The sequence below is a fragment of the Pantoea sp. 9140 genome, from assembly GCF_000745295.1.
Taxonomy (GTDB): Bacteria; Pseudomonadota; Gammaproteobacteria; order Enterobacterales; family Enterobacteriaceae; genus Pantoea; species Pantoea vagans.
In genome coordinates, this window is the sequence record NZ_JQNO01000001.1 from 3,570,579 (window position 1) to 3,590,527 (window position 19,949).

At 56.5% G+C, this 19,949-nt stretch carries 15 protein-coding genes; 8 read left to right on the forward strand and 7 right to left on the reverse strand.

All coding sequences use genetic code 11. From position 1 onward, the window contains the following. The first annotated feature begins 70 nt into the window (after nucleotides 1-70). Nucleotides 71-736: a 7-cyano-7-deazaguanine/7-aminomethyl-7-deazaguanine transporter gene (locus FA92_RS16630; protein ID WP_033784210.1), complete on the forward strand. Its 666-nt coding sequence runs from the start codon at nucleotides 71-73 to the stop codon at nucleotides 734-736. 117 nt (nucleotides 737-853) lie between these two features. After that, nucleotides 854-1,408: a DcrB family lipoprotein gene (locus FA92_RS16635; protein WP_033734745.1), complete on the forward strand. Its 555-nt coding sequence runs from the start codon at nucleotides 854-856 to the stop codon at nucleotides 1,406-1,408. 293 nt (nucleotides 1,409-1,701) lie between these two features. Here FA92_RS16635 and iolE read toward each other — a convergent pair whose 3' ends face one another. From iolE to iolD, 3 genes are all read right to left on the reverse strand, one after another. Then, nucleotides 1,702-2,598: a myo-inosose-2 dehydratase gene (gene iolE, locus FA92_RS16640; RefSeq protein WP_033784211.1), complete on the reverse strand. Its 897-nt coding sequence runs from the start codon at nucleotides 2,596-2,598 to the stop codon at nucleotides 1,702-1,704. Between the two features lie 47 nt (nucleotides 2,599-2,645). Further along, the gene (locus FA92_RS16645; protein WP_033784212.1) at nucleotides 2,646-3,656 is read right to left on the reverse strand and encodes a Gfo/Idh/MocA family oxidoreductase; all 1,011 of its coding nucleotides are present in this window, start codon (nucleotides 3,654-3,656) and stop codon (nucleotides 2,646-2,648) included. A 62-nt stretch (nucleotides 3,657-3,718) separates the two neighbouring features. Further along, complete coding sequence (gene iolD, locus FA92_RS16650; protein ID WP_033784213.1) at nucleotides 3,719-5,659, reverse strand: 3D-(3,5/4)-trihydroxycyclohexane-1,2-dione acylhydrolase (decyclizing); 1,941 nt, start codon at nucleotides 5,657-5,659, stop codon at nucleotides 3,719-3,721. A 544-nt stretch (nucleotides 5,660-6,203) separates the two neighbouring features. Here iolD and iolC point away from each other — a divergent pair. Next, the gene (gene iolC, locus FA92_RS16655; protein ID WP_033784684.1) at nucleotides 6,204-8,117 is read left to right on the forward strand and encodes a 5-dehydro-2-deoxygluconokinase; all 1,914 of its coding nucleotides are present in this window, start codon (nucleotides 6,204-6,206) and stop codon (nucleotides 8,115-8,117) included. 561 nt (nucleotides 8,118-8,678) lie between these two features. Continuing rightward, the gene (locus FA92_RS16660; RefSeq protein ID WP_033784214.1) at nucleotides 8,679-9,527 is read left to right on the forward strand and encodes a MurR/RpiR family transcriptional regulator; all 849 of its coding nucleotides are present in this window, start codon (nucleotides 8,679-8,681) and stop codon (nucleotides 9,525-9,527) included. A gap of 79 nt (nucleotides 9,528-9,606) precedes the next feature. Here FA92_RS16660 and iolB read toward each other — a convergent pair whose 3' ends face one another. Both iolB and FA92_RS16670 read right to left on the reverse strand, forming a co-directional pair. Next, entirely contained in the window at nucleotides 9,607-10,425 is an 819-nt protein-coding gene (iolB, locus tag FA92_RS16665) for a 5-deoxy-glucuronate isomerase (RefSeq protein ID WP_033784215.1), read from the reverse strand. Nucleotides 10,426-10,537: 112 nt separating this feature from the next. Further along, nucleotides 10,538-12,043, reverse strand: a complete 1,506-nt coding sequence (locus FA92_RS16670; protein WP_033784216.1) for a CoA-acylating methylmalonate-semialdehyde dehydrogenase — start codon at nucleotides 12,041-12,043, stop codon at nucleotides 10,538-10,540. A 420-nt stretch (nucleotides 12,044-12,463) separates the two neighbouring features. Here FA92_RS16670 and FA92_RS16675 point away from each other — a divergent pair, with 420 nt between their 5' ends. After that, on the forward strand, nucleotides 12,464-13,279 hold the full coding sequence (locus FA92_RS16675; RefSeq protein ID WP_033784217.1) for a TIM barrel protein: 816 nt from the start codon (nucleotides 12,464-12,466) through the stop codon (nucleotides 13,277-13,279). An 84-nt stretch (nucleotides 13,280-13,363) separates the two neighbouring features. On the opposite strand, the gene FA92_RS16680 is transcribed toward FA92_RS16675, so the two are convergent. Beyond that, nucleotides 13,364-14,578, reverse strand: a complete 1,215-nt coding sequence (locus FA92_RS16680; protein ID WP_033784218.1) for an MFS transporter — start codon at nucleotides 14,576-14,578, stop codon at nucleotides 13,364-13,366. Nucleotides 14,579-14,854: 276 nt separating this feature from the next. Between FA92_RS16680 and FA92_RS16685 the strand changes: the two genes are divergently transcribed. Further along, nucleotides 14,855-15,910, forward strand: a complete 1,056-nt coding sequence (locus FA92_RS16685) for an AI-2E family transporter (protein WP_033784219.1) — start codon at nucleotides 14,855-14,857, stop codon at nucleotides 15,908-15,910. Here the strand turns inward: FA92_RS16685 and FA92_RS16690 are convergent. Next, nucleotides 15,899-16,582 carry a FadR/GntR family transcriptional regulator gene (locus tag FA92_RS16690; protein WP_033784220.1) on the reverse strand — a complete coding sequence of 228 codons (684 nt, stop codon included), beginning with the start codon at nucleotides 16,580-16,582 and terminating at the stop codon, nucleotides 15,899-15,901. The two genes, FA92_RS16685 and FA92_RS16690, sit on opposite strands and share 12 nt — an antisense overlap. Before the next feature lie 148 nt (nucleotides 16,583-16,730). Between FA92_RS16690 and uxuA the strand changes: the two genes are divergently transcribed. Together uxuA and FA92_RS16700 are read left to right on the forward strand one after the other, a co-directional pair. Continuing rightward, on the forward strand, nucleotides 16,731-17,915 hold the full coding sequence (uxuA, locus tag FA92_RS16695) for a mannonate dehydratase (protein WP_013359369.1): 1,185 nt from the start codon (nucleotides 16,731-16,733) through the stop codon (nucleotides 17,913-17,915). A 282-nt stretch (nucleotides 17,916-18,197) separates the two neighbouring features. Further along, nucleotides 18,198-19,805, forward strand: coding sequence for an EAL domain-containing protein (locus FA92_RS16700; protein ID WP_033784221.1), 1,608 nt, complete (start codon nucleotides 18,198-18,200; stop codon nucleotides 19,803-19,805). The last annotated feature ends 144 nt before the right edge of the window (nucleotides 19,806-19,949 follow it).

The following is a 19,949-nucleotide window of genomic DNA, read 5'->3' on the forward strand; positions in this document are numbered from 1 at the left end:
AAACTGCCAGGCGCTGCCCGAACAGCGTCCCGCAATGGGTTCCCTCACCCCAACATTAAAAAGGTTGAATATGCTCGCATTTTCTTCACGTCAGCGCATGCATGCGCTTTTCTGGTTATCGCTGTTTCACCTGCTGGTGATCACCTCCAGTAACTACCTGGTTCAGTTGCCGATCTCTGTCTTTGGCTTCCACACCACCTGGGGTGCGTTCAGCTTTCCGTTTATCTTCCTGGCGACCGATCTCACCGTGCGTATTTTTGGCGCACCGCTGGCCCGACGCATTATTCTGGCCGTGATGATCCCGGCGCTGTTTATCTCTTACGCTGTCTCGGCGCTGTTCTATCAGGGTGAATGGCAGGGCTGGCAGGCGCTGGAAGTGATGAACCTGTTTGTTGCCCGTATCGCCTGCGCCAGCTTTATGGCTTATGCACTGGGTCAGATCCTCGACGTTCATGTATTTAACCGTCTGCGTCGTCTGCCTCAGTGGTGGATAGCACCCGGCTGCGCCATGTTCCTGGGGAATATCAGCGATACGCTGGCCTTCTTCTTTATCGCCTTCTATAAAAGCCCCGATGCGTTTATGGCGCAGCACTGGGTCGAGATCGCCCTGGTGGATTACAGCTTCAAAGTGCTGATCTGCATGGTCTTCTTCCTGCCCGCCTACGGCGTACTGCTCAATGCTGCGCTAAAACGTCTGGCTGAACGCCAGACCGCCCGCCAGGTCAATTTCGGCTAATATCCCATACGGTTTCCGTTACTATCCGCTAAGATCTTCTGACAATCATCAGGTTGCGTTTGCAACCTGATTCCTGTTGTATTAATGCCTGACTGGAAACTTAAAAAAGGGATTCTGATGCGCAACCTGGTGAAATATGTAGGAATGGGTTTACTGGTACTTGGCCTGGCGGCCTGTGACCAGAAGAAAGATGAAGCGGCGAACGACAACGGCGTCAGTGCCAGTCAGTCGGCGCAGACCGTCACGCTGATGGATGGCAAACTGAGCTTCTCACTGCCACCAGGCATGTCAGATAAAAGCGGTAAACTGGGTTCGCAGACCACGAACATGCACGTTTATGCGGATGAAACCGGAGCCCGCGCCATTATTGTGATTGCCGGTGACCCGACCAGTGACGGGCTGGATGTGCTGTCGAAGCGCATGGAACAGCAGCAGCGCAACCGCGATCCGCAGTTGCAGGTGGTGTCGAACAAATCTGTGACGCTGAAAGATCAGCCCGCTCAGCAGCTGGATACCGTGATTTCTGCCAACAACCAGACTTCATGGTCTTCCGTGGTTCTGGCAAAAGTGGATGGCAAACTGGTGACGCTGCAGATTACGCTGCCAGGCGATAACCAGCAGCAGGCCCAGAGCGATGCTGACAGCATTGTGAAAAGCATTACGCTGAAGTAAAACAAAAGGCGGGCTTCCCACAGGGAAGCCCGCCTCAGACTGCTGACAAACCCACATCAGGGTGAGTCTGGCAGCAATGAATAAACTCAATGCGCAGGGAACACGGTCAGAGGAGGAAAGCGTCCCGCGGCAGGGACGGCGCGGGCCGAGCATGCCATGGATGGCGGTTTTTGCGTCTTTCCGATCTGACCGTGTTCCCTTCGCAGGCTCGGTCTTACCGCTACCGAGCTGGACTTTGTCAAAAATCTCAATGCTGGCTTCCCACAGGGAAGCCAGCCTTTATTCAGAGCACGTTATAACCCTGTATTTTCCCGAATATATTTCCGCGCTTTCACCGCATACTCAAACGGATTGGCCAGCGCCGGATCCTGCTCCGCTTCCACCACCATCCAGCCTTTGTAGCCGTAATCGTCCAGGATTTTAAACACTGGCTTAAAGTCGATCACGCCATCGCCCGGCACGGTAAAGGTGCCCTTTTTCACCCCTTCCAGGAACGAGAGATGATTCTCGCGTACCTCAGCGACCACCTCATCACGCACATCCTTGAGATGCACGTGGAAGATGCGCGGCAGATATTTTTCCAGTACCGCCAGCATCTTCTGCTGGGAGCCTTCGGAGTAGTAGACGTGGCCGGTGTCATAGAGCAAACCAACCTGCTCGTCGGTCATCGCCATAAACCGGTCGATCTCTTCAGTGGTCTGAATGCCGGTGCCCATGTGGTGATGCAGCGTCACGCGCATCCCCTTCTCTGCTGCGATGCGAGCCAGTTCGTTGTAGCCTTCTGCGGTTAACCGCCACTCTTCATCGCTGAAAATCGCTTTCTCTTCAAACACTGCCAGCGTGGTGCCCTGAATACTTTTACTCTGCTCAGAACAGCCAATCACCCGCGCGCCCATCGCATGCAGGAAGTTCATATGCTCGATGAACTGTTCGATGGTTTTCTCTTTGTCGCCGTTGGCAAAAAAGGTGCTGAACCAGGCGTTGCAGATTTCGATGCCGCGAATATCGAGCATCGGTTTCAGAATCGCCGGATCGCGCGGATATTTGCTACCCACTTCACTGCCGGTAAAGCCCGCCAGCGCCATCTCACTGACGGTCTGCTGGAAGGTATTTTCACTGCCGAGATCCGGCATGTCATCGTTGGTCCAGCCGATCGGCGCGATCGCCAGTTTTACATTCTCTTTGTTCATCTTCTTATTCCCGGATGGAGCGCGGCCAGGCCGCAGAGAGAGCTAAATCAGTTATAGAAAGCAGGACGTGGTGGCATCTCTACCGGCTCAATCGCACCACTGTTCTGCGCTTTGATGCAGGCATCGGCGGCCACGGAGGCGGCGAAGCCATCCCAGGCAGAAGGACCGGTAAGCTGACCCGCTTTGATGTCATTGATAAACGCCTGCAGCTCAACGTCATACGCCTCAATAAAGCGATCTTTCCAGTCCACCAGAATGGTATTCGACAGGCGGGCATCTTTGCGAAGCTGCACCGAAGAAGGCTCTGGCAGGCGGGCAATACCCTCTTCACCGACCACTTCACACTGAATGTCATACCCGTAAGCGCAGTTAACGAAGATCTCGACGTCGATGCGCACCCCTTTGTGGGTTTCGAACAGGACGATCTGCGGGTCTTTCAGCTGACCATGGGTCTTCGACGTCACGCGCGGGAAGATCACCTGTACCGTTTTATAGTCGTCACTGGTCAGCCAGCGCAGCACATCCAGCTCATGGATCAGGGTATTCGTGATCGCCATAGGCGTGGTGTAGTTCTCCGGCACGGTCGGGTTACGGTGCGCGCAGTGCAGCATCAGCGGCTCACCGATATCGCCATCGGTGATCACTTTTTTCAGGGCGCGATAGCCCGCATCGTAAGGACGCATAAAGCCGACCTGCACCAGGCGTTTACCCGCCTGAATCTCTGCATCCACCACCCGGCGGCAGCCTTCGGCACTCATCGCCAGCGGTTTTTCACAGAAGACCGGTTTACCGGCGGCAATCGCCGCCAGGGTGAACTCTTCGTGGGTCGGATCCCATGAGGTGACCAGCACCGCATCGACGTTGGGTGACTGAATCACATCGTGACCATTTTCAAACACCGCCGCCTCAATATTCAGGCGTTGCAGGGCAGCACGCGCGCCGTCGACATTGATATCAGAGACAGCAACCACCTGAGCCCCCTGCAGCACATGGCTGCAGCGGCGAATATGTTCCTGACCAATTGCACCTGTACCAATGACGCCAAGTTTCAAAGTCATAATTACACCTGTGTAGGGTTCGTACGGAGAAGAGGAAAACGGGCCGCAGCACGGCCCGGAAATCAGTATTTGCGCGCCTGATCCAGATGGCTGTTGAGCTTGTCCGCCACCGCCTGAGCGCGTTCGGTTTTCGACGCCTGCGCCACGCCGACATGCCACCAGCTGAAATATTTGTGGATCATGGTTTTTGGCAGCACTTTGATGTCGATAAGGGTGGAGACCGTCTGGGTGCGGGCATCTTCCAGCGCCGCTTTAAGCTGTTCCAGGCTGGTGACGCGATAAGTTTTGCAGCCATAACCGGCAGCAATAGCCGCGAAATCGACCGGGATAAAGCCGCCGTCCAGCCTGCCGCTTTCCGCGTTACGGAAACGGAACTCGGTGGTGAAGCTGTCCATACCGTGTTCCATCTGCAGGTTGTTGATACAGCCGTTAGTCATGTTATCCAGCAGCACGACGTTGATCTTCGCCCCTTCCTGAATCGAGGTGACCAGCTCAGAGTGCAGCATCATAAAGGAGCCGTCACCGACCAGCGCATAGACCTCGCGCTGCGGCTGCGCCAGTTTTGCACCCAGCGCGGCATTGACTTCATAGCCCATGCAGGAGTAGCCATATTCGACGTGGTAGGCGTTGTAATCTTTGGTGCGCCAGACGCGCTGCAGGTCGCCCGGCAGGCTGCCTGCGGCGGCTACCACGACCGCATCTTTCGGCAGTTGCTCATTTAAGGTGCCGAGCACGCTGCTTTGCGTCAGCAGTGACTGGGTCAGGCGGTTAAATTCTGCGAACACCGCTTCGCGGTCGAGATGGTCAGCAATCTCTGGCACAAAGTCGCCATCGTGATATTCCACCTGATAGACGCGCTGCGTCTCTTTCAGCAGCTGGCTCTGCGCCTGCTCAATCTGGCTGCCCCAGTCATTACTGTAGTGCTGTGAGGCCAGTGCAGCGGTGAGCGCGGTCAGCCCTTCACGGGCATCGGCCAGCAGCTGCACGCCATCGAGCTTGTAGCTGTCGAAGTTGCTGACGTTAATGTTCAGGAAGCTGACATCGGGATGCTGGAAAATCCATTTCGATGCGGTGGTAAAGTCGGTGTAGCGGGTGCCGATGCCGATGACTAAATCGGCCTCTTTCGCCAGCAGGTTCGCGGCCAGACAGCCGGTTTCGCCTACGCCGCCGACATTCAGCGGATGGTCAGAGACCAGCGTGCCCTTGCCCGCCTGCGTCTCGGCAAAGGGGATCTGATAGCGCTCGGCAAACTGGCGCAGCGCCTCGCCCGCTTCAGAGTATTTCACCCCGCCGCCGCAGATAATTATCGGCTTGCGCTTACGGTTAATCAGCGTCAGGGCATCCGCCAGCTGCGCCGCGACCGGCAGGCGGCGATCCAGACGGTGCACGCGTTTCTGGAAGAAGTAGTCCGGGTAATCCCAGGCCTCACCCTGCACATCCTGCGGCAGCGACAGCGTGACCGCGCCGGTTTCGGCCGGATCGGTCAGCACGCGCATGGCATTGATACAGGCGGACATTAGCTGCTCAGGACGGCTGACGCGATCCCAGTATTTGCTGACGGCGCGGAAGGCGTCGTTGGTGCTGATGCTAAGATCGTAGCTCTGCTCAATCTGTTGCAGCACCGGATCGGGCTGACGGGTGGCGAAGACGTCGCCGGGCAGCAGCAGCAGCGGAATGCGATTAGCGGTCGCAGTGGCGGCGGCAGTAATCATGTTAGCCGCACCCGGTCCCACAGACGAACTGCAGGCGATAATCTGACGGCGCAGCGACTGACGGGCAAAGCCGGTGGCAGCATGGGCCATGCCCTGCTCGTTACGACCCTGCCAGACCACCAGATCGCCGCTATCCTGTTCCAGCGCCTGGCCCAGCCCCAGCACGTTGCCATGGCCGAAAATCGCGAAGATGCCTTTGACGAACTTCGTCTCAGTGCCATCAACATCGATGAATTGATTATCAAGAAATTTAACCAGCGCCTGTGCCGTGGTCAGTCTGATTGTGCCCATGTTTCTTCCTTACATGCTGGTGGACCCCGACTTCCGCGACAGCGCGCAAGGCGTTGTCATTGGCGGAAAAGCGGCCGGAATAACTGAAACGTGAGGCGATTATAAACAAATATATTTTTCATAAAACACGATTACAGAAGAAACATTTCATTTTGCGAGTGAGATCAAATTTAACGATGGCAACAGGTCTGGCGGGCGATCACGACGGGGAAATCTGGAACGTTTAGCAGAGAGTGGTTCATGATGAAAAAAATCATTTCAATGGGGCAGCTTGCCTGACTGGCGTACGGATTCCTGCGATCGCCTTCACAACCCTGACATACCGCACATCGTGACAGCAGAGACCGCGCAGGCGGGAGGCAATCAGGAGTTTTACCTGGTTCACAAAATTGCGATGGATATTTCATTTCATATTGAATATGGAATTTTTATTCCTCATACTTCTCTCATAGCCAGCCAGATACCCACAGACCCGGAAGCAGAGCCTGCCTGGATCGATCTTTTCGCCCGCCAGCTCTGCGAATCACAGAAGGAAACCACAGGTATGAGTACACAACAGAAGCCGCTTGATGTGATTTGTATCGGGCGCATCGCCGTTGATTTTTATGGCCAGCAGATTGGGGCACGGCTGGAAGATGTCACCTCCTTTGCTAAATATCTGGGCGGATCATCGGGCAACGTCGCTTATGGCACCGCGATTCAGGGGCTGAAATCGGCGATGCTGGCGCGGGTGGGAGATGAGCACAATGGTCGCTTTCTGCGTGAGGAATTGCAGCGCGTGGGCTGTAACACCGATGCTCTGATCACCGATGCAAAACGCCTGACCGGCATGGTGATTCTGGGGATTAAAGATGAAGAGACTTTTCCGCTGATTTTCTACCGTGATAACTGCGCTGATATGGGTCTGGTACCGGGCGATATCGACGAAGGCTTTATTACCTCGTCCCGCGCGGTGGCAGTCACCGGCACGCACTTATCTCATCCGCAGACCCGTGAAGCGGTGCTGAAAGCGCTGGATATCGCCCGCCGCAATGGCCTGCGAACGGCGCTGGATATCGATTACCGCCCGGTGTTATGGGGACTGACTTCTCTGGGTGACGGTGAAACACGTTTCATTGAGTCGTCTCAGGTCACTCAGCAGTTGCAGGAAGTGGTGCACTATTTCGATTTGATCGTCGGCACCGAAGAGGAGTTTCATATTGCCGGTGGCAGCACCGATACCCTGACTGCGCTGAAGAACGTGCGTCAGGCGAGCCAGGCGACGCTGGTCTGCAAACGCGGTCCGCTGGGTTGCGTGGTGTTTGAAGGTGAAATTCCGGATAGCTGGGAACAGACTCAGCTGCACACCGGCGTGCGCGTCGACGTGCTCAACGTGCTGGGCGCGGGCGATGCCTTTATGTCTGGCCTGCTGCGCGGCTGGCTGAATGATGAAGGCTGGGAGCAGGCGTGCCGTTATGCTAACGCCTGTGGCGCGCTGGTCGTGTCACGCCACGGCTGTGCCCCTGCCATGCCAACCAAAGCGGAGCTGGATGATTTCCTGAGCCGCGACACAGAGGTGAAACGTCCCGATCTCGACAGTCGTCTGAACCATCTGCACCGTGTGACCACCCGTAAGCAGCAATGGCCGGAGCTGAACGTGTTCGCTTTTGACCATCGCAAACAGCTGGCGGATATGGCGCAGGAAGCGGGCGTTGATGAGAGCCGTATTCCACAGCTGAAACTGCTGCTGCTGGAAGCCGCTCAGCAGGCGGCCAGTGAGGCGGGATTAGAGAACAAAAGCGGCATTCTGGCGGATACCACGTATGGTCAGAAAGCCCTGAATGCCATCACGGGTAAGAAGTGGTGGATTGGCCGCCCGATCGAGCTGCCCAGCTCACGTCCACTGCGTCTGGAGCATGGCAACATCGGCTCGCAGCTAATCGACTGGCCCGCCGAGCATGTCGTGAAATGTCTGGTGTTTTATCATCCGCATGACAGTGCTGAACTGCGCAAAGAGCAGGATGACCTGGTGCTCGACGTCTGGAAAGGCTGTAACAAAAGTGGCCATGAGCTGCTGCTGGAAGTAATTCTTCCCGAGAGCAACCCGGATAAGAATGAAGCCTATTACCTTGATATACTGAGTCATTTCTACAGTCTGGGTATTCAGCCGGACTGGTGGAAACTGCCTCCGCTATCCGCAGAGAGCTGGCAGGCGATCAGTCGTCTGATTGAGGAGCAGGATCCTCTCTGTCGCGGCATTCTGTTGCTGGGTCTGGATGCACCCGAAGAGAAGCTTAAAGCGGGCTTCGCTGCGGCGGCCAACGCGCCATGGGTAAAAGGTTTTGCGGTGGGTCGCACCATCTTTGGTCAGCCTTCGCGTCAGTGGTTGCAGGGTGAACTGGACGATCAGGCACTGATTGAGACCGTAAAAGGCAACTATCTGCGGCTGATTGCGTACTGGCGCGCTGCCCGCGCCTGATTTGCTGCTCTGCACCAGGCTGTCTCAACCGCGATGGCCTCAGACTGCTGACTCACTCAAAGCAGGGTGAATGTTGCAGCAACGAATAAGCTCAACGCGCAGGTAACACGGTCAGAAGAGGAAAGCGTCCCGCGCCAGGGACAAAAACGCCGGGAGCGTTTTTGAACAATGCAGAGCGTTGGCCCGGCAACGGGCGCACCTCATGGATGAGGTGCGTAATCGCGCGGGCCGAGCGGCCATGGATGGCTTGAGCGACTTTCCGATCTGACCGTGTTACCTGAGCCTGTGCGGACTCATAGCAGGCAGAGACAGATGTTTTAGTAATATCACGCCATCCCAACCGGGATGGCGTTTTACTGGTTACCCTTAATCCCTGCTGTCATTTCATCCCGGTTTTCACCCTGTCATTGCCCGCCTGGGCGCGCTAAAGCCAATCTGTGAACCATTTCATAAAGCCATGAAATAAACCGCTTCGTTGACGCAAACAAATGAAATTTTCCATCCATCTGATACTATAGCGCTCATTATGCAGCCATTATTCTAATGATACGGGCAGAAGTGATGAACAATAATCCCACCCAACTTTCTCTCTTGCAGGACGATATTCGTCGCCGCTACGAAACGCTGAGCAAGCGTCTTAAACAGGTTGCGCGCTACATCCTTGATAACAGTAACAGTATTGCTTTCGATACCGTCGCCTCGATTGCTCAGCAGGCCGATGTACCACCGTCGACGCTGATCCGTTTTGCGAATGCGTTTGGCTTCAGCGGCTTCAACGAAATGAAACAGGTTTTTCGTCAGCACCTGATGGAAGAGACGGTCAACTATACCGAGCGCGCGCGTCTGTTTCGTCAGACCTCAACGGACGACAGCGCCAGTGCGCCTGAGAGTCCGGCGGAAATCCTCAACGTCTTTACCATGGTGAACAGCCAGGCGCTGCAGCAGCTGGCGATGCAGGTGAATCCTGAGCAGCTGAACAAAGCAGTAAAACTGCTGAATGAGGCTGAGAACATCTATGTAATTGGCCTGCGTCGCTCGTTCAGCGTCGCCTCCTATCTGGTCTACGCGTTGCGTCATCTGGAGCGTCGTGCGTTTCTGATTGATGGTCTGGGCGGGATGTTTACCGAGCAGCTCAGCCTGGTTAATCCGAAAGATGTGGTGATTGCGATCAGCTACTCGCCCTATGCGCGTGAAGCGGTCGAGGTCGTCGAAATGGGGGCCAAGCGTGGCGCGCATCAGATCGCCATTACCGACAGCCAGGTCAGCCCGCTGGCTGCCTTTAGCGATGTCTGCTTTGTGGTGCGTGAAGCGCAGGTCGATGGCTTCCGTTCGCAGGTCGCCTCACTCTGCCTGGCACAGACGCTGGCGGTGTCACTGGCGCTGAATAACGCCGATAGTTCCGCTCAGTAACCTGCGTTTCGCACAGTAAAAAGGGCAGCCTGATTGGCTGCCCTTTTTTACAGGCATGCGCTGATAAAACCGCTGAGCCTTACTCTGATCGTGGATAGCTGTCGCTGTTCACCCAGGCGTGATCTTTTTCCCAGCTGAATTTCCACAGCCGTACCGGCCCTGCCATCACGTTCAGATAGTAGTTGTTGTATCCGGCCAGCGTCGCCACCGGATGATAGCCACGCGGCACCATCACGACGTCGCGGTTATAGGGTGCCATACAGGCATCCAGTGAGCGATCGTCAGTGTAAACGCGCTGCATGGCAAAACCAGGTTCCGGATCGAAACGGTGATAGTAGGTCTCTTCCAGGTAGGTTTCGTTTTCACTCTCCTCCTGATCATGCTTGTGGCTGGGATAGGAGCTGGTATCGCCTTCGTTGGTATAAACCTCCACCACCAGCAGACTGTCAGCGGGTTCAGTATCAGGCAGGATATTATGCACCAGACGCTGGTTGCGCCCTTTACCGCGATGCTCAACACCGACATCGGCTGGCGCAATCAGTCTTGCAGGCAGATTGCCCTGACCGGGCGCGTTACAGACGGCCAGCTCAAGATCGCTGTCAGCATAGACTTTCACTTCATCGTCATGCGGCACATACACGGAATACGGCGGCACGCGTTCGAAAGGCGACATGCGCTTACCGATTCTGGGAAACTCAGCATGGCGGGTTTTCACCGAGGCCAGCCCGGCCACCAGCACCAGACACAGCTCTTTGTCACCGCTGGTCAGGCGCAGAGTTTCACCTTTTTTCAGCAGATAAGCATCAAAGCCAACATAACGCCAGCCAGCACGCTCAGGCGTGACATGCTGAATACGGCCCTGTGCGTCCGGGGCCTGTGCTTTCGACAGTAAAGACATCCTGATCCTCCTCTCTGTCACGATTGACGCTGCGGTCATTTCACGGGCGAGGTGCCCGCGAACAAAGCGACCGGCAGAGTCTCCTGCCGGTCGCGATCAGCGTTGAAATAGATCAGCCTAAGGTTGGCATACTGAATTCAGACACGGTCTGCTGACCGGACGGCCAGCGCACGGTGGCGGTTTTCATGCGGGTATAGAAACGCACGCCATCCGGCCCGTGAACATTAAGCGCGCCAAACACGGAACGCTTCCAGCCACCGAAGCTGTGGAATGCCATCGGCACCGGAACCGGCACGTTAACACCGACCATGCCCGCTTCAACGTTCTGCACAAACTCACGCGCGGTGTGACCGTTGCTGGTGAAAATTGCGCTGCCGTTACCAAACTCATGGCTGTTGACCAGCTGCAGCGCGCTGTCGTAGTCCGGTGCACGCATGATGCTCAGCACCGGCCCAAAAATCTCTTCACGCCAGATCACCATCTCAGAGGTGACGTTATCAAACAGCGTGCCGCCAACGTAGTAACCTTCGGCGTGACCTGCAACCTGCACGTTACGACCATCGACCACCAGCTTCGCGCCTTCCTGCTCGCCTTTGTCGATGTAACCCAGCACCTTCTTCTGATGCGCGGCTGAGACAACCGGTCCCATCTCATTTTCATCGGCACCCTGATTGATCCCAGGACCGATCCGCAGCGCTTTCACCAGTGGCGTCAGACGGGCAATCAGCTTGTCAGCTGTGTCATCGCCCACCGCGACCACAACCGGCAGCGCCATGCAGCGTTCACCGGCCGAGCCAAACGCACCGCCCATAATCGCGTTAACGGTGGCATCCAGATCGGCATCCGGCATAACGATAGCGTGGTTTTTCGCCGCGCCAAACGCCTGCACCCGCTTACCGTGGGCGCTGGCGGTTTTATAGATATGCTCAGCCACACCGGACGAGCCGACGAAGCTCACCGCTGCGATGCGCGAGTCTTTATAGAGCTGCTCAGCATCTTCGTTAGAGCTGTGCACCACGTTGAATACGCCATCCGGCAGGCCCGCTTCGGTCAGCAGCTCGGCCATGCGCACGGCCGCAGAGGGATCCAGCGCCGGTGGCTTCAGAACAAAGGTATTACCGCAGGCCAGCGCGATCGGGAACATCCACAGCGGCACCATCGCCGGGAAGTTAAACGGCGTAATACCCGCTACGACACCCACCGGCTGCATCAGCGAAAAGCTGTCAACGCCGCCGCCGACGTTCGGGGAATATTCACCTTTAAGCAGATGGGGGATCCCGCAGGCAAACTCAATCACTTCAATGCCGCGCGTCAGTTCACCTAACGCATCAGACCAGACTTTGCCATGCTCAGAGACAATCAGCGCCGCCATCTCTTCACGATGCTGCTCCATCAGGGCTTTAAAGTTAAACAGAACGCGGGCGCGACGCAGCGGCGAGGTTTTTGACCAGGCAGCAAATGCGTCATGCGCGACACCAATCGCCTGGGCCACTTCATCGGCGGTACTTTGCGTCAGTTCACGTACCACTTTGCCGGTTGCCGGATCGTAAACAGGAATGGTTTCGTTGCTGGCGCTGAACGTCGTTTTGCCGCCAATAAAGTTACCTATGATTGTCATGATGTTGCCTCTTAAGATGGTTAAGTTCCCTGCAGACGGGCCCTGTGGCCTGCCACACTGCCTGACCAGGCAAACCTGAAAGCGTGCTATGAAGCTATTACAGTGGAATAAATTTTTCAAATAGTTCTTTTTGGAAAATTTGCTTTTAGCGGCACGGATCGCATTTTTGCCGCCCTCAAGCCACTGACGATGTCCTGATGGCAGGAGGCGTTTACCCGCGCTCAGCCTTAGTCAGGCAGGCGAAAAGCAGAGGCGGATAGAGCGGGTATTCCTGCGAAGTTGATCCAGCGTTTATGCATCGGACTGAAACGGAATATGAAATTAATGCGAGACCGATCTAATAATCTGCATTTCATAATTCACTATTAATGAAATAAATGTTTTCTTTAGTCCATCCTTCTCCTGTCCCGGAGTCAGCGCATGGCCATCGATCCCACCCGTTTCTGTATCAACCGCAAAATTGCGCCCCGGCTCTCGCTGGAGGCCTTCTTTCAGCTGATTCAGCGTCTGGGGCTGAGCAAGGTCGAACTGCGTAATGACATGCCGGGCGGCAGCGTCACCGATGACCTCAGCACCGATCAGCTGCGCGCCCTGGCGGATAAATATCACATCGATATCGTCACGATTAATGCGCTCTATCCCTTTAACCGGATCGATGACGCGCTGCTGACGCGGGTGGAGTCGCTATTACAGACAGCACAACAGATCGGCGCAAAAGCACTGGTGATGTGTCCGCTGAATGAGGGGATTGCCGTGTCGCCTCAGCAGACGCAGGCGGCAATGCAGCAGCTGGCGCCGCGCTTTGCACACTATGGCATTCAGGGGCTGGTCGAGCCGCTGGGGTTTCCGGTCAGCTCACTGCGTTCGATCGTACAGGCGCAGCAGTTGATCGCCGCGGCGGATGTGCCCTTCAGGCTGCTGCTGGATACCTTTCACCATCATCTCTATGAACAGGCTGAACAGGAATTTCCGGCGGGTATCGATATTGACCAGATTGGGCTGGTGCATCTTTCGGGTGTGGAAGATCGGCGCCCGACTGCCGAACTGACCGACGACGAACGCATCATGCTGAGTGACAACGATGTGCTGAAGAGCGTGGTGCAGGTTAAACGGCTGGAGATACTCGGCTACAAGGGCGTCTACGCTTTTGAGCCGTTCTCCGGTCAGCTCAACAACTGGACACCGGCGGAGATTGAACGCCAGATCCGCCACAGTATTGAACTGCTGCAGGCCTGAAACCTGTTCGCGCCCGAAATTTATTGGTTTATCTGTGTCTGAAAAGACGTTATGGCCCGCTGCTGGGCCATTTTTTTATCCTGATCAATCCCCGCTTACGGGCTCTGAAGCCTGACGCCGCTGCAGGCGCAGCGTGCAGAAGAAAGCGACGCAGACCAGCAGCGCCGTGAGCAAGTAGACGCGTGAGACACCGGCATAATTCATGATGAATCCGGCCAGTGGCCCGGTTATTCCCAGCGACAGATCCATAAAAGCGGTATAGGTCGCCAGGGCGCTGCCCTGATTCTGCTGCGGCACCACTTTTACCGCCACCACGCCCAGTGCCGGAAACACCAGTGAAAACCCGGCGCCGGTCATAAACGCGCCCGTTTTTGCCATCCACGGATCGCCTGCGGCGGCGACCAGAAAGAGCCCGGCAGCCTCAACCGCCAGACAAACGCTGGCGACCCGCAGGCCACCGTGACGGTTAATCGCATTCGGGAACAGCAGGCGCGCCCCGACAAAAGCGCCGCTGAACAGGGAAAGCGCAAAGGCGGCTCCCTCCCAGCCTTTATCCTGATAGAACAGCGTGATAAAGGTGGCAATCACGCCGAAACCCGCTGACCCCATCGCCAGAATCGCGCCAAAGCCAGCGATTTTCCCCAGCACCGCCCGAAACGGCAGCGGTCTGGCGCGGCTGGCTTTTACCGCCGGACGCGGGACCGCGCAGACGATGCCAACCACGCAGATGGCCACAATCACCAGCGATAGCCACAGCAGCCCGCCGGCCCGGAAGATCACCACGCCCAGCGGCGCACCTATCGCCATCGCGCCATAGGTGACGATGCCGTTCCAGGAAATTACGCGGCCAATGTGCAGTGAACCGACCCGCGCTACCCCCCACAACGAAGTGCCGGTGCCGGTAAAGCTCTGGCCCACACCCAGAATCAACCGGCCCACACAGAGCAGTATCAGGCTCCAGAGCGGGGATGCGATCAGCGCCGCCAGCAGAATACACAACCCGCTAATCAGACAGCCCACCAGGCCCGTCACCACCACTTTCTTTGGCCCCCAGAGATCGGCATAGCGCCCGGCATGTGGCCGGCTCAGCAGCGTCGCCACATATTGCAGGCTGATCACCACGCCCGCCCAGAATGCGCTGAAGCCCAGCTGGTCATGCACCCAGCCAGGCAGGACCGCCAGCGGCAGACCAATGGTGAGATAGCTGGCAAAGTTGTAGGCGACGATAGAGAGGATCAGCAGCGAGATGTTCAGGCTTCCGGATGGAGCATTCTGTTCCGCTGCAGGCTGTTCAGGCATAGGTTCTCGCACGTAGTTGGCTGAATGATAAGGTTTATCCTTTAACTATACCTGCTTTCGCCACCGGCGCATCACACTGGCACGGTTATCGGGCAGTAAAACGCGGCGCAAAAACAGGAACAGCAGGAGGTCGCGGTCCTGCCGTTATAGCTGAGTGCGGTGGCGCTGATTATCACGCTATTATGCCGCCGCGCTTTACCGTTTCTCTGATAAATCAGATTGTTAATTTTCTTTCAGCTACACTTCCAACAGCCAGATTACGTCACGGGAGAGGCAATGAGCGAGCTGCAACGGGAAAAGATTGGACAAAATATTCTGATAAAACTGGCGATGCTGGTCATCATTCTTGCCGGGGTTCGGGCCGCGTCCGATATTCTGGTCCCGCTTCTGCTGGCGGCGTTCTTTGCCATTGTGCTCAACCCGCTGGTGACAATGCTGATGCGTCGTGGCTTCCGCCGTGGACTGGCGATTGGGCTGGTCATTACTGTGATCTTCTGCGGTATCCTGCTGCTGGGTGCCATCATCGCCAGCTCAATGAGCGAGTTTTCTGACCTTTACCCGCAACTGCGCGCCACCATGGAACAGAAAATGACGGTGCTGCAACATCTGGCAGCGGGCTTTCATCTCAATATTTCTACCGACGCGCTGGTGCAGCGTTTCGATCCGAATACCATGGTGAACCTGGCGAGCGCGGCGCTCAGCGGCTTTTCGGGTGCGATGACCAATACTGTGCTGCTGGTGCTGACCGTGGTCTTTATGCTGTTTGAGGTTCACCATCTGCCTTACAAAATGCGTAACGCGCTGGTGAACCCGAAAATTCGTATCGCCGGGCTGCATAAGGCGCTGAAAGGTGTGACGCACTATCTGGCGCTGAAAACCCTGGTGAGTCTCATCACCGGCATCGCCGTCTGGCTGAGTCTCTATCTGCTGGATGTGAAGTTCGCGCTGCTGTGGGGCGTCGTGGCCTTTATCCTCAACTATATTCCTAATATCGGCCCGATTATTGCCGGCATTCCGCCCTTTCTGCAGGCGCTGTTACTGAACAGCCTGTTTGATGCCGCGATGGTGGCTGCGCTGTTTACCGCGATTCATATGGTGTTCGGCAATATGCTGGAACCGCGCCTGATGGGTCGCGGCCTGGGCTTATCAACGCTGGTAGTGTTCCTGTCTCTGATCTTCTGGGGCTGGCTGCTCGGTCCGGTCGGCATGCTGCTCTCGGTGCCGCTAACCAGCATTACCAAAATCCTGATGGAGACCACGCCGGGCGGCAGCCGTCTGGCGATTATGCTCGGCACCGGACGACCTAAACGCGTCCGGGGACTAACCAAGTAGCCGCTGCTGCACGTGCTGCAGATGGCTCTCCATCGCCTGGCGAGCCGCTGCTTCATCGCCTGCCACAATCGCGTCGGCAATCTGCTGATGATCAGCGTTCATCGCCTGCGCAAAGCTGTTATCGGCATAATGGCGTTCCAGCCGCTGCACATGCGGGCTGTGACGCCGGTTCCAGAGCTGCTCCAGCAGGTCGCGTAACACGTCATTACCGCTCATCTCGCCGATCAGCAGATGGAAGCGTTTATCCTGCTCCAGAAACGCCGCATCGTTTTCATTGTAGTGCTGCAGTTCAGCGGTCAGCGCCAGCAGTGCCTCTCGCTGTACGGCGGTACCGTTAAGGGCGGCAAATCCTGCCAGCATGCCTTCAAAGGCTTCACGCGCCTGCAAAAGATCCTGCAGGCTGCAGGTTTCACTCTCCTGCGGGATGGCGGCCTGTGGCAGCGGCTGAGCGACGTAGATACCGTTGCCGGTGCGGATATCGACCCAACCGGTCATCTCCAGCGCAATCAATGCTTCACGCACTGACGAACGGCTGACACCTAACTGTTTTGCCAGCTCGCGTTCGGGCGGCAGCAGGCCGCCCGCCACAAAATCACCGCGCGTGATACCGGCCATAATGGCGTTGGCGATCTGACGATACAGGCGCTCCGTCTTGATGACTGGCAGGCTCATTACCCTCTCCTTTTATTCCGCATAATCCGCTCACTTGCCGGATGCAGTTTGTCATGCTGCGATCCGGATCACGGCCCTGATGTGTCCACTATCATACTCTTGGCCCAGCGGCCTGACCACTGGGCCACATCACAGTTGAGGAGTAAAAATGGAACATACATGGCGATGGTACGGCCCGAACGATCCGGTCTCCCTGGATGATGCGCGTCAGGCGGGCGCAACCGGTATTGTGACGGCGCTGCACCATATCCCTAACGGTGAAGTATGGCCGGTTGAGGAGATTAAAGCGCGTCAGGCACTGCTGGCGGAAAAGGGTCTGGTCTGGTCGGTGGTGGAGAGCATCCCGGTTCATGAGGCGATCAAAACCCAGCGCGGTGACTACCTTCGCTATATCGCCAGCTATCAGCAGTCGATACGCAATCTGGCCGCCTGTGGCATCGATACCGTCTGCTACAACTTTATGCCGGTGCTGGACTGGACACGCACCGACCTCGCCTGGACGCTGCCGGATGGCGCAAAAGCGCTACGCTTCGACGCCGACGCTTTCGCCGCCTTCGAACTTTATCTGCTGCAGCGTCCGGGCGCGGAGCAGGATTACAGCGCGGCTGAACAGCAGGCCGCCGCTCAGCGCTTTGCCACCATGAGCGCTGAGGATAAAAGTACGCTGGTGCGCAATATTATCGCCGGTCTGCCTGGTGCCGAAGAGGGTTACACCCTGGAGCAGTTCCAGGCGCAGCTGGCACAGTATGACGGCATCGACAAAGCGAAACTGCGCGAGCATATGGCAACCTTCCTGCGCGCTATCGTGCCGGTTGCGGAGGAAGTGGGGATTAAACTGGCAGTGCATCCGGACGATCCACCGCGACCGATTCTGGGCCTGCCGCGCATCATCTCTACCCAGGAAGATATGCAGTGGCTGAAGGAAACCGTGGACAGTCTGCACAACGGTTTCTGCTTCTGTACTGGTTCCTATGGCGTGCGTGCCGACAATGCGCTGGTTGAGATGGCGGAAACCTATGCCGACCGCATCAACTTTGTCCACCTGCGCGCCACAAAGCGCGAGGCAAACCCCAGCAGCTTCCATGAAGCCGCGCACCTGGCGGGCGACGTCGATATGGTCGGCGTCATCAGGGTCATTCTGGCGGAAGAGCAGCGGCGGCGGCGGACGGGCAATCAGCGAGCAATTCCGATGCGCCCCGATCACGGCCATCAGATGCTGGACGACCTGCATAAACGTACCAATCCCGGCTATTCTGCCATTGGCCGGCTGAAAGGACTGGCTGAGCTGCGCGGCGTTGAAGTGGCGCTGAAACAGATCTATTTTGCTGATTAAGAATCACCTTTACCCTGCGTCCGCGTTCAGGCGGGCCAGGGTCACCCCAGGCGGCAGCAGCGATTCGTCCTTCTGCCCTGCCTCCCGTTCTCACCTATTTTTTTGCTGAATACCAATAAAGGCAAAACAACCTGTCAATAAAATGTAAAGTCTGGTCGATAATTGACCTGAGTCAGTTCAGTTGATCGCAAAAACGCTAATCTGCACCGCCCGGAGAAATGCTATGCTGCGCCACTGATTAGCCCCTCCGTATAATACCAATAATATCCAGAGGATTTAGCGGTGCCGCTACTGAAACGAAAACGCGACTACGCCAGGCTGGTGATTATTATCTCCGGCGTGCTGCCTCTGATTATTGGCATTTTTTTCACGGCCCTAGATGCGCGCCACACCGTGCGGCAGCAGCAGGTGAACGCGGCAAAGACGCTGTTATCTCAGGCCGAGAGAATGAGCGACAGCGCCTGGAATATGATTACTGAGCTGCGCCAGTTTCAGCATCAGCCCTGCAGCCAGATTGAAAACCAGTTACAGCGCATCGGTGCGCTGAATCCCTATTTTCGCGCCATTGGTAAAATGGAAGAAAACAGAATTGCCTGCTCTTCAGCCTATGGTACGAAGCCTGCTTTTCTGAGCGATATGATCATGCGTGATGCGCCGGTCACCGGAAAAGCCTGGTGGAGCCTGTCGATTGCCGGAACGGCGGGTGTGCCGGACCGTCCCGCAGTGATTTTTATGCGCGATCTGCCCGATGGTGAGGGGTTCTGGGCAGTCGTTGATGGCCAGTATCTGATCGATTTTATGCGCGCCATCAGCAGTACCCATCTCTATCATTTCAGCATGGAATTTAACGACGGCGCGCCGATCTCGTTTGGCGATCCGCAAATCGCCCTGTCCGGCTGGTTTGAACCGCTGATTTATCAGGCCAGCTCCAGCCGCTATCCGCTCTCTGTCACCCTTATTGCCTCACCCTCTGAGCTGATCCTGGCCTGGCGTCAGGTAATGTTGATCATCATGCCGATGGCGATCATTTTCTCGATTCTGTTGATGATGCTGATGGCGAACTGGCTGCAACGGCGTATTTCCTGGCGCGATGAGATTCGGCGGGCCATCGCCAGCGGTCAGTTCAGGGCGCACTATCAGCCGGTCTATGACAACCGGCTGCAGCGCTGTAGCGGCGCAGAGGCACTGCTGCGCTGGACAACGCCCGACGGTAACGGCATCCGGCCCGATATTTTTATCGGTGCCGCTGAAGCGGAAGGCATGATTGTGCCGCTTACCCGTCATCTGCTCGATTTAATTGCAGAGGATGTGCAGGCGTGGCAGGTTGAACCAGGCTTCCATCTGGCCATTAACGTGGCGGCCGATCATCTGCAGCACCCGGACTTTGTCGACGATATGCTGCACTTTGCTGACCGGGTTAAAGATAAGCAGTTCCTGATTACCCTGGAGCTGACCGAACGCAGCCTGATCAAAGATGGCGTTGAGGTGGCACGCAAGCTGGAGCAGCTGCGCGGTTGCGGAATGAAAGTGGCGATTGATGATTTTGGTACCGGTCACTGTTCGCTGAGTTACTTACAGACCTTCACCATGGACTATCTGAAGATCGATCGCGGCTTTATCAACGCGATTGAATCCCTGGAGGGCAGAACCCCGGTGCTGGATGCAATCATTCAGCTCAGTCATGAGCTTGAGCTGGAAGTGCTGGGGGAAGGCGTCGAGAGCGCATTGCAGTTCAGCTATCTGCAACGGCGCGGCGTGGTCTTCATCCAGGGCTTTTATTATGCCCGCCCGATGGACAACGCGGCGTTGATTGCCTGGCTCGCCAGACAGGGCGAACAGCTGGTTAAAGCGGATCACGCCCCTGAGACTCATCAGACAGCCAGCATCTGAACCGACCCTGAACTTAACAGGCTTGCCGCGCAATATCGGCGTCTGTGTGTCTTTCGTTAGGTCGCATGGCTTACTGCCACCCTGCTCTGTATAGCGAATAACCACCTGCGGCGTCGGTATCGCCGCTCATCACCCCTTCCCGCC